Annotated in this window: 3 protein-coding genes; 2 read left to right on the top strand and 1 reads right to left on the bottom strand. The window is 64.5% G+C overall.

Annotated features, from left to right (window positions below):
• Positions 1 to 208 (top strand): DUF6124 family protein (locus CAG41_RS08990; protein ID WP_256575737.1); only part of this gene is annotated, 208 nt, incomplete at its 5' end.
• Between the two features lie 263 nt (positions 209 to 471).
• The gene (locus CAG41_RS08985) at positions 472 to 4,434 is read left to right on the top strand and encodes an Ig-like domain-containing protein (protein WP_085706891.1); all 3,963 of its coding nucleotides are present in this window, start codon (positions 472 to 474) and stop codon (positions 4,432 to 4,434) included.
• A gap of 61 nt (positions 4,435 to 4,495) precedes the next feature.
• On the opposite strand, the gene CAG41_RS08980 is transcribed toward CAG41_RS08985, so the two are convergent.
• On the bottom strand, positions 4,496 to 13,915 hold the full coding sequence (locus CAG41_RS08980) for a retention module-containing protein (RefSeq protein ID WP_085706890.1): 9,420 nt from the start codon (positions 13,913 to 13,915) through the stop codon (positions 4,496 to 4,498).
• Positions 13,916 to 14,407: the final 492 nt, after the last annotated feature.

Below are 14,407 nucleotides of genomic sequence, written 5' to 3'. Positions count from 1 at the left end.
CGCCCCCGCCGCCGACAACGAGGAACTGCTGGCCGACGCCTGCGAGACCCTGACCTCGGCCAAGGTCATGGCCAACAACTTTGCGGGGCTGCTGGACGGCCAGCACCGGCACACGGCGCAAGGCATCGCGCAGCTGATCATGCTCGGCGAACTGGCGGTGAACCGGGTGCTGGACAGCCTGGAGCTGAAGGCCGACGCGGTCCTCTGAGCAGATACAAGACCCTGTGGGAGCCAGCCTGCTGGCGATGGCGGTGGGTCAGCCAACATCACATTCGACTGACCCACCGCTATCGCCAGCAGGCTGGCTCCAGGGTTCGCGGTGGGCTGAAACAGGCTTCGTGCATGCAGCCGGTCATCGGAAATCACCCTCCCCCTGTCAGATCTGACAGTGGTCAAACACCCCTGCGCAGTCCCTAATTCCGGTCAACGACCCGCCTGCACATCCATGCCCACCTCGGCAAGGAGCTGACCATGACCGCCTTGCGTTCCTACTTGCCCGCCCCGCTCACCCTCGTCGGCAACGCGCCCGGTTTCGGCGTGCTGGCCCTGCAGCCGTTGTTCATCGCCGGCATGACCCGGCCGATCACGGACGGCGACGGCGGCATCAGCATTGCGGTGGTCAGCGACCATGAGCAAGGGGTGATGTTCGTCATCGACCCGTGGATCTCCATGGCCGAAGGCGACACCGTGGATGTCTTCCTTGACCAGAGCGTGGTCTATCACCAGGTGGTGACGGCGAACGACGTCAATCAGCGGCTGTTCTTCTTCGTCGCGGCCGCCCGCTTCGTGCCGGGCTGGATCGAGGAGTGCTATTTCCTGCTGCACCGCGCAGGGGAAGCGGCACCGGACGATCCCTCCGTGCCGCTGCGCTTGCGGGTCAAGCTCGACCGCCCGGCCGGCATCGACAAAGAGCCGCACAAACCCGGCCACTCGGAGCTCAAGATCGTGCAACTGCCCCAGGAGGTGATCGAGCAAGGCGTCGACGCCGAGTGGGCCGCCAAGGGCGTGCCGATGACGATCCAGCGCTACCCCAACATCGCGTTGCGCGACACGATCCAAGTGAAGTGGGGCAGCGTGTTCCTGGCACCGCTGGTGCTGACGCAGGCCCACGTCGACGGCACCTTGCCCATCGTGGTGCGCGCCGAGCAGGCCGACATCCTTGCCGGCGGCGACAGCTCCGCCCTGCTGATCGCGTATGAGGTGTACGACGAGGTCTGGAACTATTCGGAAAAGTGGTCGCTCACCACCACCGTCGACGTCGAGGCCGGTGCCTCGCGCCTGGAAGCGCCGATCATCAGGGAATCGTTCAATGGCGTCATCGACCTCAAACAGCTCAACCAGCAGCCCGTCACCGTGCAGATCCACGTCCGCACCGAAGACTTCGCCGTCGGCGACACGGTGACGATGACCTGGACCGGCACACCGCTGAGCGGCAAACCGCTGGTTCACACGCAGTCGACGGTCATCGCCAACGTGCCGAGCATTCTCGAACTGCGGGTTCCCTACGAAGAGGTGCGGGCACTGGTCAACGGCTCGGTGGATGTGTTCTACATGCTGACCAAGAAGGACGGCCAACCGCCGCTGGCCTCCAAGCACACCTTCGCCAACGTGATCGGCGATGTGTACGCCCACCCTGCCCCAGTGGTGCGCGAAGCGGTGGGCGATGTCCTTGAGCCGGGCGTGAACCACGCCACCGTCGACATCCATTACCCCGGCATGGCGGACGGCGACACTGTCGAGCTGATCTGGGAAGGCACCCTGGCCAACGGCGCGCCCTATGTGTACACAGTGCAGTACGACGTAAGCCGCAACGACGCCGTGGCGAAGCTTGTCACGCTGTATGTCATGGGCGAGCACATCGGCTTGCTGGCCAATGGGCGCCTGGATCTCTGGTACCGGGTGATCAACGACACCTCGGCCTACGGCACGAGCGAGTCCGAACACCTGCTGCTGAAGGTGCAGGCGATCCCCGCGACCTTGCCGGCGCCGGACGTGCCCGAGGCCATCGAGGGCGTTCTCGACCCGGCCAGGGTGTACGAAAAGGTGACGGTGCGGGTCGGCTACACCGGCACGGTGAAGGACGACATTCTGACCTACTACTGGACCGCTGTGGACTCGGACATCAGCACCAGCGACTGGCTGCCCATCACCACCGTGTCGGCCGGCAAGCCGGTGAACTTCCGGGTGGACGCCCGCTTCGTCACGCCCAGCATCGGCCAGTACGTGAAGATCCGCTACACCCTCAAGCATGCGGCCACCGGGCTGCTGAGCTATTCGGCCACGTATGAGCTGCTGATCGGGCAACTGGTCGGGGAGCTGCCGCCGCCCGACGTGATCCAGGCCGACGGCGACAGCCTCGACCCGATGAAGGCGCTGGGCGGGGTGGATGTGGCGGTGGCGTACGCCAACATGGATCCGGCACTCGACACCATTGCCCTGAAGTGGCGCGGCACGCCCGGCGCCGGTACGTCGGAGGACCTGGAACTGCCGGCCGACGCCAGCGGCCGGGTGCAGTTCCATCTGCCGGCGTCGGTGGTGGGGCCCAACATCGGCCGGCCGGTGTCGGTGACCTATGACGTCAAGCGCTACAACTTCTGGACCACCTCGGAGCTGCTGACGCTCAACGTGCTGCGGTTCCAGTCACCGGAAACCGAGCTGCCGCGCCCGGAGGTGCCGCAAGCGGTCAATCAGGTGCTGGATCTGATGGAATTTGCCGGCGATCCGGATGTACAGGTCAAGGTCTGGCCTTACATCGCGCTTGAGCAGCGTTTGTGGCTGCGCCTGGAAGGCAAGGCGCTGGACGGCAGTGATTACCGCATTGTGTTGCTGGACGGTGCGCTCATCACCGCCGGACAAGTCAGCGCCGGTCTGAAGGAAACCCTGCCCCGTTCCGAGCTGCTGAAACTGGATCACGCTTCATCGGCGTCGGTCGTGTGCAAGGTGACGTTCGACGGCGACGTGCAGGAGCACACCGCCATTGAGTTTCCCCGGCTGAACCTGACGATCCGCACCCGCTACGACTACCTGACGCCGGCGATCACCCGGGTCACCGACCAATGGGGCACGGTGGCGAATGGCGGCGTGACCTACAACGACCAGGTCACCGTGACGGGCACGGCGACCCGTGGGCAGAAAGTGGAGATTCTCGACGGGGCCAACTCCTACGGCTCGGCGGACGTCGCCCCGGGCGGCACCGGTTCGGAAGGTGTCTGGAGCAAGGTGCTGAACAACCTGACGGTCAAGGCCTATCACCTCACCGCCCGGGCGCTGTATGACGCCAACCCGGTGACCAGCCCGCCGTGGGCGTTCACGGTGGCCGTCGCCAACAAACCGGTGATTTCCAACGTCACCGATTCCCTTGGCAGCGTCGCCAACGGCGCCACCACCTATGACCGGACCGTTACCGTCAGAGGGACGGCCAGCCCGAGCCAGAAGGTGCGGCTGCTCGACGGCACGCAGGCGCTGGGCGAGCCGCTTGCCAACGCTCAGGGCGACTGGAGCCACGTCGTCAACGGGTTGACCGCCAAGGCGTACAGCCTGACCGCGCTGGCGCTGTACGGCGACAGCCCGGTGTCCGCGCCGCCGCGCACGTTCGTGGTGGCCGAGCACGTTGCCCCGACGCTCACCTCGGTGAGGGATTCGAACGGTGAAGTGCCGAACGGCGGGCGGACGACCCGCACGACCGTGACCCTGCAAGGCAGCGTCACCCCCAATCACGAAGTGCAGATCCACGACAACAATGTGCCCAAGCACACGGTGCGGGCCGTGGGAAATGTCTGGAGCACCACGCTGAATGTGGCCTTGGGTGCGCACTCGGTCACGGCCAAGGCCGTGAGCACCGGGCAGGTGTCCAATGCGCGGAGCTTTACAGTGATTTCGCCGTTGAGCTTCAACACCAGTCCGGTGACGTTGAGCGGAAAAATCTATTTGCTGCCTGCCTATCCAAATTTACTGCCGGCCTTTGGCCCTGGCACCTCAGTGCGTTACCAGGCATCCAACGGCCAGCCACCCTACACCTACACATCCAGCAATCAGGCAGTGGCAGTCGTTGACGCAACCGGGTTGGTGACCGTCAGGGGGCGCGGAACCGCAAGCATTACAGTGAGGGATGCGACCAATCAATCGTTGAGCTATTCGGTGTCCGTCAGCGGTGTGATTCATGTTTTAGGGGTGGGGGCAGGCACCTGGGCACAAATGAGCTCAGCGGCCAGCAACTTGGGAGCGCATATCCCTAACGCAGATGAAATGCACGAGATCCAACGCACTTACGGTGGAAGCTGGCCAATGGGAAGCAACTTTTACTGGTCGAGCACACCTACCAGCTATTTCTTGAAGCCGGCCAAGGTCACGGTTCATCTTGTAACGGGAGCCAGGAGCGCAGCCATCGTAAACAGCTTCTTCAACAACCACGCCTTTGGTGTTGGAATCAGGTAATCAGCGAAGCCCCGTGCTCCCGTACACCGTGAGCGCGGGGCTATGCTGCCTCAACCGCCCCTCAGACCGTATCCACCTTCAAAGAATGATCATTCAGCATCCCGTTGATGATCGTCGCCGTATCCGCCCCGCCCGCGATCACCCCGCCCGCCCCCGGCGTCACGCCGTAGTGGCTGGCCAGGTTGACGCCGGCCAGGTCGATGGTCTGGTTCGGCGTGGCGCCGGCCATGGCGCTCACATCGATGGTGGTCACCACCGACGCGCCGCTGCCGGTGACGGTGAAGTGCAGGTAGTCGTCCAGCGACGCCGCCGTGCCGTTCTCCCCTTGCAGCAGTTGCGACAGGTCGAGCTTGTCGGTGCCGGGGGTGAAGTCGGTGACGGTGTCGTGGCCGCTGTTGCCCTTGAGCCACTGGAAGGTGTCGGCCCCCGGTCCCCCGGTGAGGGTGTTGTTGCCCATCCCGCCGATCAGCAGGTCGTCGCCGCCCCCGCCGTTGAGGATGTCGTTGCCCAGGCCGCCGTTGATGACGTTGCTGTTGCTGTCGCCGATGAGGGTGTCGTTGAAGTTCGAACCCACGAGGTTTTCGATGCCGGTCAGGGTGTCCGTCCCGGCGCCCACGGTGTTCTGCGCACCGAGCAGGCTCAGGTTGACCGTCACCCCGGCGGTGGCGTGGGCGTAGCTGGCGGTGTCGATGCCGCTGCCGCCGTCGAGCAGGTCGTTGCCGGGCCCGCTGTAGAGCAAGTCGTTGCCGGCGCCGCCGTGCAGTTCGTTGTTGCCGGAGCCTGCGGTGAGCACGTCGTTGCCGTCGCCGCCGTTGAGGATGTTGTCGCCGCTGCCGGCCACCAGCACGTCATCGCCCGAAGTGCCGGTGAGGGTGTGGCCGTCCTGGTAGCTGATGGTCACGTTGGCCGTGTCGTTGCCGCCGTGGTTGTCGTTGGCGGTGTAGGTGCCGTGGTAGTCCGGGGTGGTGTTCTGGGCCCCGGCGTAGTTCACGGTCATGGTCAGCTGGTAGTTCTCCGCCGCGTTGGCGTTGCCGCCGCTGGTGTTGGTGATGTTGGTCAGGTGGATCTGATAGGTGCCGTCGGCGCCGGCGGTGATCGTGCCGCCGTCGGCGATGCTGACGAACGCCCCGCCGTTGAGCGAGTACTCCATGGTGATGTGCCCGGCCGCCAGGTTGTGGTCCAGGTTGAGGGTCTCGCCCTGTTTCAGCTTGATGGTGATCAGATCCTCGTCGTTGGCGTTGGCGTTGGTCACCGCGCCCAGGTAACCGCTGACCACCAGCACGGCGGTCATGGTCGCGGCGTTGGCGGCGAACGAATTGCGCACGTCGGCCAGGCTCTGGTTGGCGGCGGTGTTGCTGGTGCCGGAGAAGTTGATGGCGCCTGAGCCGGTGAAGTCCGCGCCCTTGGCCACCCAGCCGGTGTTGAAGCTGGTGGGCGAGGCGTTGAGGGTGTCGCCGTCCGGGTCGGTGTCGTTGGCCAGCAGCAGTTCCCCCGGCACCACGATGTTGCCCGACAGCACGTTGGTGATGATGTGGTCGTCCACCGCCACCGGCGGCGAGTTGGGGATCACTTTGACCGTCAGCGTCGAGCTGGCGAGGTCGCCGTCGTTGTCGCTGACGGTGAAGCCGATGTTCTCGGTGATGACCACGGTGGTGGTCTTCTGCGAGGTGTAGCTGTAGTCGCCGGTGTCGAGGTTGATCACCAGGGTGCCACTGTTGTTGGTGGCGATGCTCAGGGTGTTGTTGACCGTGTTGAAGGTGCCGTGGTTGGCGCCGCCGCTGAAGGTCAGCGAACCCTGGCCGCTGTTGGCTTTGGGGTCGTAGGTGTAGGTGGTGCCGTCCACCACGATGGATTTGATGAAGCCGCCGTCGGCGCCGAACGTACCACCCTCGCCCAGCAGGGAACCGGTGACCGGCGCGCCCTGCACGGTGCCCGACAGCACCGAGTTGAGCTGGTTGAGGTCGGTGACCACCACCGCGTTGGTGTCGGTGTGGCTGATGCCGTCGTAGGCCAGCGGATCGAGGTTGGCGTTGCTCACGCCGTTGCCCAGGCCGATGGCGTAGTTCTTGATGTTGTTGGCGTCGAGGAAGGCCTTCAGCGCGGCCTCGTCGGCGGTGCCGATCTCCTGGCCGGTGGTGGGTTTGCCGTCGGAGAAGAAGTAGCCGACGTTCTGCGCCCCGGTGAGTTTGCCCGAGGTGTTGAACGCCGTCTGCAGCATGGCCACGGCGGCGTCGTAGTTGGTGCCGCCGCCGGCGCTGAGGCCGGCCAGGATCGTCTTGGCAGTGGCCACGTCGACCCACACCGAGGTGCGGTCGGTGGCGCTGCTGCTGAAGGTGACGAGCTGCACTTTCACATCGCCCAGGTCGTCGTACTTGTCGAGCAAGGCGCTGATCGCCTGCTTGGCCAGGTCCAGCCGCGACAGGCCCGGCACGCCGGAGGCGTCAGCCATGCTGCCGGAGATGTCGAGCACGATGAGGATGTTGGAGTCGATCTCCACCGCCGCCACCGAGCGGTCGGATGCCACGGCCTTGGGCACGTCGTCGACGATGTTGACCACGATGGTGCTGGTGGTGGAGTTGCCCAGGGCGTCGGTGGCCTTGTAGGTGAAGCTTTCGCTCAGCACGTTCGGCCCGTCGTTGGCGTTGGGCGTGGTCTTCGGCGCCGACGTCAGGGTGTAGGTGTAGGTGCCGTCGGCGTTGAGCAGGATCTGCCCGTAGGTGCCGGTGCCGCTGCCGACCAGGGTGTAAGTGATCGCCCCGCTGCCGCCGGTGACCGAGCCGACCAGGGTGCCGGACATGGTTTCGCCGGTGTTGCCGGGCTCGCTGCCGGTGACCGTGCCGGCGGCCAGGTCTTGGCCGTCCTTGGTCAGGTCGAGGGCTTTTTCGTAGACGGTCACATCCTGGTCGACCGACGCCTTGAGGTTGGAATCGGCGACGTTGATGGTGATCGTGGTGGTGCTCTCGTCGCCGTCGGTGTCGCGGATGGTGTAGGTGAAGGTGTCGGTGGCGCCGGGCGGGCTCACCGAGTTCGGGTTGCTGTGGTAGACCGCGTTGCCGGCGGCGTCCAGGGTCAGGTAGCCGTAGGTGCCGTTGATGTTGCTGTTGAGGCCGCCGATCGCCGAGGTCGACGTGTTGCCGCCGGCCCGCACGCCCACCACGGTGGCCGCGCCGTCGGCGCCGCTGACGTCGTTGCCCAGCACGCTGACGTTAACCGTGCCGCCCTCCGCCACCGAACCGGTGTCGGGTTTGGCGGTGGGCAGGTCATCGATGATGTTGACATTGATCTGCCCGCTCGCGGTGCTGCCGTCGCCGTCGGTGGCCACCACGTTGAAGTTCTCGGTGAGGCTGTTGGCGCCGTTGGCGGTCGGGTGGGTTTCGTTGTCCACCAGGGTGTAGCTGTAGCTCACGACGCCGGTCGCGGCGTTGAAGCCGGTGATGGTCAACGTGCTGCCCAGCGGCGTGGTGACCGATTGCGGGAAGCCTGCGGCCACGCCGTTGGTGACCACGGCGATGCCGCCCACGGTCAGGGTTTGCAGACCATCCGGGGCCGTCACGGTGAAGGTGCCGCTTTGGGTCAACGCGGAGGCATTGGGGCTGCTGCCGTCGCTGAGGTTCTTCTCGTAGACGGTCAGTTCGCCGCCGTTGACGTCGAGGCCGCTGAGGGTCACCGGATCGTCGTTGTTGTGGATGTTCAGCACCAGGTTCGCGGTGCTGGTGTCGCCGTCCGAGTCGGTAATGGTGTAGGTGAAGGTCTCGGTGCCGTTACCGCCGCCATGCAGGTTCTTGAAGTCCGGATCGTTGGTGTTGAGGGTGTAGGTGTAGGTGCCATTGGCGTTCAGCACCAAGGTGCCGTAGGTGCCAGTGAAGGTGCCCGCCGTGATCGGGCCCGCGTTGGGGCCGGTCGGTACGCGGTCGGCGCCTTGCACGTCGTTGGTCAGCACGTTGCCGGTCAGGGTGAGGTTGGTTTCCGAGGCCGTGCCAGCGTTGGAGTCGTTAACGCCCTTCGGCAGGTCGTCGATGATATTGACGTCGAGGGTTGCGTTGGCCGTCGTGCCGTTGTCGTCAACGACAGTCACGGCGAACTGCTCGGGCAGGTTGTTGGCGCCATTCGCGTTCGGATGGGCTTCGTTGTCGACCAGGGTGTAGCTGTAGCTGACCACGCCGGTCGCGGCGTTGAAACCGGTGATGGTCAGCGTGCTGCCCAGCGGCGTGGTGACCGATTGCGGGAAGCCTGCGGCCACGCCGTTGGTGACCACGGCGATGCCGCCGACGGTCAGCGTGGTGACGCCGTCCAGTGCGGTGATGGTGAACGTGCCGCTTTGGGTCAGGGCCGCCGAGTCAGGCGCGCTGCCATCGCTGAGGTTTTTCTCGTAGACGGTGAGTTCGCCACCGTTCACGTCCAGGCCGGAGATGATGACCGGGTTGTCGTTGTTGTGGATCTGAAGCACGAGATTGGCGGTGCTGGTATCACCGTCCGAGTCGGTGATGGTGTAGGTGAAGGTTTCGGTGCCGTTACCGCCGCCATGCAGGTTCTTGAAGTCCGGATCGTTGGTGTTGAGGGTGTAGGTGTAGGTGCCATTGGCGTTCAGCACCAAGGTGCCGTAGGTGCCAGTGAAGGTGCCCGCCGTGATCGGGCCGGCGTTGGGGCCGGTCGGTACGCGGTCGGCGCCTTGCACGTCGTTGGTCAGCACATTGCCGGTCAGGGTGAGGTTGGTTTCCGAGGCCGTGCCAGCGTTGGAGTCGTTAACGCCCTTCGGCAGGTCGTCGATGATGTTCACGTCCAGCGTGCCGTTGGCCGTCGTGCCGTTGTCATCCACCACTGTCACGGCGAACTGCTCAGGCAGGTTGTTCGCGCCATTCGCGTTCGGGTGGGCTTCGTTGTCCACCAGCGTGTAGCTGTAGCTGACCACGCCGGTCGCAGCGTTGAAACCGGTGATGGTCAAGGTGCTGCCCAGCGGCGTGGTGACCGATTGCGGGAAGCCTGCGGCCACGCCGTTGGTGACCACGGCGATGCCGCCGACGGTCAGCGTGGTGACGCCATCCAGCGCGGTCACGGTGAACGTGCCGCTCTGGGTCAGGGCCGCCGAGTCCGGTGCGCTGCCGTCGCTGAGGTTCTTCTCGTAGACAGTGAGTTCGCCACCGTTCACGTCGAGGCCGCTGATGGTCACCGGGTCATCGTTGTTGTGGATGTTCAGCACCAGGTTGGCGGTGCTGGTGTCGCCGTCCGAATCGGTGATCGTGTAGGTGAAGGTTTCGGTGCCGTTGCCGCCGCCATGCAAGGCCTTGAAGTCGGCATCACTGGGGTTGAGGGTGTAGGTGTACGTGCCGTTGGCGTTCAGCACCAACGTGCCGTAAGTCCCGACGAAAGTCCCTGCGGTGATCGGCCCGGTGCTTTCCCCGACCTGAACCCGGTCGGCGCCCTGCACGTCGTTGGTCAGCACGTTGCCCGTCAACGTCAGATTGGTTTCCGAGGCGGTCGATGTGTTGCTGTCATCCACACCCTTCGGCAGGTCATCGATGATGTTCACGTCCAGCGTGCCGTTGGCCGTTGTGCCGTTGTCGTCCACCACCGTGACGGCGAACTGTTCAGGCAGGTTGTTCGCGCCGTTGGCGTTCGGATGCGCCTCGTTGTCGACCAGCGTGTAGCTGTAACTCACGACACCGGTCGCCGCGTTGAAGCCCGTGATGGTCAGCGTGCTGCCCAATGGGGTCACTACGGACTGAGGGAACCCTGCCGCCACGCCGTTGGTGACCACGGCAATGCCGCCCACGGTCAGGGTGGTGACGCCGTCCAGCGCGGTGATGGTGAAGGTTCCGCTTTGGGTCAGGGCCGCCGAGTCCGGCGCGCTGCCGTCGCTGAGGTTCTTCTCGTAGACGGTCAGCTCACCGCCGTTCACGTCCAGGCCGCTGATGGTCACCGGATCGTCGTTGTTGTGGATGTTCAGCACCAAGTTGGCGGTGCTGGTGTCGCCGTCCGAGTCGGTGATGGTGTAGGTGAACGTTTCCGTGCCGTTGCCGCCGCCGTGCAAGGCCTTGAAGTCGGCATCGGTGGTGTTGAGGGTGTAGGTGTAGGTGCCGTTGGCGTTCAGCACCAACGTGCCGTAAGTCCCGACGAAAGTCCCTGCGGTGATCGGCCCGGTGCTTTCCCCGACCTGAACCCGGTCGGCGCCCTGCACGTCGTTGGTCAGCACGTTGCCCGTCAACGTCAGATTGGTTTCCGAGGCGGTCGATGTGTTGCTGTCATCCACGCCCTTCGGCAGGTCGTCGATGATGTTGACGTCCAACGTACCGTTGGCCGTCGTGCCGTTGTCGTCCACCACCGTGACGGCGAACTGCTCAGGCAGGTTGTTGGCGCCATTGGCGTTCGGATGCGCCTCGTTGTCGACCAGGGTGTAGCTGTAGCTCACGACGCCGGTGGCGGCATTGAACCCGGTGATGGTCAGCGTGCTGCCCAAAGGCGTGGTGACGGACTGAGGGAACCCTGCCGTCACGCCATTGGTGACTACGGCAATGCCGCCCACAGTCAGCGTGGTGACGCCATCCAGCGCGGTCACGGTGAACGTGCCGCTCTGGGTCAGGGCCGCCGAATCAGGCGCGCTGCCGTCGCTGAGGTTCTTCTCGTAGACAGTGAGTTCGCCACCGTTCACGTCGAGGCCGCTGATGGTCACCGGGTCATCGTTGTTGTGGATGTTCAGCACCAGGTTGGCGGTGCTGGTGTCGCCGTCCGAATCGGTGATCGTGTAGGTGAAGGTTTCGGTGCCGTTGCCCCCGCCGTGCAATGCCTTGAAGTCAGCATCACTGGTATTGAGCGTGTAGGTGTACGTGCCGTTGGCGTTCAGCACCAACGTGCCGTAAGTCCCGACAAAAGTCCCTGCGGTAATCGGCCCGGTGCTTTCCCCGACCGGAACCCGGTCGGCTCCCTGCACGTCGTTGGTCAGCACGTTGCCCGTCAACGTCAGATTGGTTTCCGAGGCGGTCGACGCGTTGCTGTCATCCACCCCCTTCGGCAGGTCGTCGATGATGTTCACATCGAGGGTTGCGTTGGCCGTGGTGCCGTTGTCGTCCACCACCGTGACGGCGAACTGTTCAGGCAGGTTGTTGGCGCCATTGGCGTTCGGATGCGCCTCGTTATCCACCAAGGTGTAGCTGTAGCTCACGACGCCGGTCGTCGCGTTGAAGCCCGTGATGGTCAGCGTGCTGCCCAAAGGCGTGGTGACGGACTGAGGGAACCCTGCCGTCACGCCATTGGTGACTACGGCAATGCCGCCCACAGTCAGCGTGGTGACGCCATCCAGCGCGGTCACGGTGAACGTGCCGCTCTGGGTCAGGGCCGCCGAGTCCGGCGCGCTGCCGTCGCTGAGGTTCTTCTCGTAGACGGTGAGCTCACCGCCGTTCACGTCCAGGCCGCTTATGGTCACCGGATCGTCGTTGTTGTGGATGTTCAGCACGAGATTCGCGGTGCTGGTGTCGCCGTCCGAGTCGGTGATGGTGTAGGTGAACGTTTCCGTGCCGTTGCCGCCGCCGTGCAAGGCCTTGAAGTCGGCATCGGTGGTGTTGAGGGTGTAGGTGTAGGTGCCGTTGGCGTTCAGCACCAACGTGCCGTAAGTCCCGACGAAAGTCCCTGCGGTGATCGGCCCGGTGCTTTCCCCGACCGGAATCCGGTCGGCTCCCTGCACGTCGTTGGTCAGCACGTTGCCCGTCAAAGTCAGATTGGTTTCCGAGGCGGTCGATGTGTTGCTGTCATCCACCCCCTTCGGCAGGTCGTCGATGATGTTGACGTCCAACGTACCGTTGGCCGTCGTGCCGTTGTCGTCCACCACCGTGACGGCGAACTGCTCAGGCAGGTTGTTGGCGCCATTGGCGTTGGGATGCGCCTCGTTGTCGACCAGGGTGTAGCTGTAGCTCACGACGCCGGTCGCGGCGTTGAAGCCAGTGATGGTCAAGGTGCTGCCCAGCGGTGTGGTGACCGATTGCGGGAAGCCGGCGGCCACGCCGTTGGTGACCACGGCGATGCCGCCCACGGTCAGGGTGGTGACGCCGTCCAAAGCGGTGACGGTGAACGTGCCGCTCTGGGTGAGCGCCGCCGAATCAGGCGCGCTGCCAAGGGACAGGTTCTTCTCGAACACCGTCACTTCGCCCCCTTCGACGTTCAATCCGCCGATGACGACGGGATCGTCATTGTTGTGGACCTGCAGCACCAGGTTCGCCGTGCTGGTGTCGCCATCGGCGTCCCGCAGGGTGTAGGTGAAGGTCTCGGTGCCGCTGCCGCCGCCGTGCAGGTTCTTGAAGTCGGCGTCGCTGGTGTTGAGCGTGTAGGTGTAGGTGCCGTTGGCGTTGAGCACCAAGGTGCCGTAGGTGCCGACGAACGTGCCGCCCACCACCGGCCCGCTGTCGGGGCCGACGGGGATGCGGTCGGCGCCCTGAACATCGTTGGGCAGCACATTGCCGGTCAGGGTGAGGGTGGTTTCCGAGGCGGTCGAGGCATTGCTGTCGTCCACGGCCTTGGGCACGTCGTCGGTGATGTTGACGTCCAGCGAGCCGGTCGAGGTGTCGCCGTTGCTGTCCCCGGCCACCACGGTGAAGTGTTCGCCGAGGCTGTTGGCGCCGTCACCCGATGCATGGGTTTCGCTGCCGTTGAGGGTGTAGCTGTAGGTCACGGTGCCCGTCGCCGGGTTGTAGCCGATGACGGTCAAGGTGTTGCCCAGCGGCGTGGTGACCGACTGCGGGAAACCTGCGGCCACGCCACCGACGATCACGTTGATGCCGCCGATGCTCAGGCTGGTCAGGCCGTCGGGGGCGGAGACCGTGAAGCTGCCGGTCTGGGTCAGCGCCCCCGGATTGGCGGCGGAGCCGTCAGGCAGGTTGGCTTCGTTGACGGTCAGTTCGCCCCCCGGCACATCCAGGCCGCTGAGGGTGACGGGATTGTTGACCGGCGGCACGACCGGCGCCGGGGTGTTGTCGCCGTTGTCGATCACGGCGTTGTGGCGCTCTTCGGGAAACTCGGGAATGCCGCCGAACCCGGCGGTGGGGAAACCGATGATCGGATCGACCCGCCCGCCCACTTCGGTCAGCAGCACGAAACTGTGGCCGCCGCCCAGTTCGCCGGGTGCGCCGCCGGTCGCACCGGGGCCGGCCGCGGTGGCTTCAGCGGATTTCGTCGGATCTTCGCCGGCGGCGATGGCTTTCTGGATCTGCTCGACGTCGGTCAGCTGCGCTTCGCTGGGGGTCAACGCTTCCGGGGTGTCGACATGAGTGGCCTGATGGGCCAGCAACTGGCCGGTCATGGTCAGGCTGCTGTCGCGGCCCAACGTCAGTTCCTGGCCGTTCTGCAGGTGCACCGCCACGGCGCCTTCGGCCCCCGTGACCAGCTGATCGCCGGCGTAGAGCCGGTCGCCTTCGACCAAGGCGCGACGGCTGCCGTCGCCCCCCACCGCAAAAACCTGACCCACGACCTTAGTGACGATCCCGATGAGCGTTGCCATGTGCATTTCCTCCGCTGCCGACCACCGTCGGCGCTGGTTCGCGAAGCAGCCCATGGCTCAAGCGGGTTGCCGGGGCGACGCTCTCGCACCTCGGCAGTTCGTTTCGCAGGTCGCGCAGGACCGGGAAATGTCAGTGCCCTCAAGCACTTGTGATCCCTGATCACTGCAGCACGCCCACTAGCGCTACGTAACGGTGGTGAATCACCCGAGTGACAAAAAACTGTCGCCCATTGACCGCTACGCGTCCCTCCCCTTTAGCAGTACTTCGCCGTATGTCGCAAAGTGAGTGGAACTTTCCTCAAGCCTTTCTGTGCTCCCTAAAGCTCATAAAACAAAGGCTTTCGAGAGGAACAATGTGCCGGTTTCGGCCAAGCGCATAAGTTTTTTTCGGCATAACCCATATGAAAAATTTTTCTTAGCTACGCTTCAGGATGTTCTTAGCTCTGTTGTTAAAGAGATGAAACGCTTTTTACAACAAAAATCGTCAATAAA

The sequence above is a fragment of the Pseudomonas sp. B35(2017) genome, assembly GCF_002113645.1.
Lineage (GTDB): Bacteria > Pseudomonadota > Gammaproteobacteria > Pseudomonadales > Pseudomonadaceae > Aquipseudomonas > Aquipseudomonas ekonensis.
This window is presented reverse-complemented; position numbering and strand designations above follow the sequence as displayed.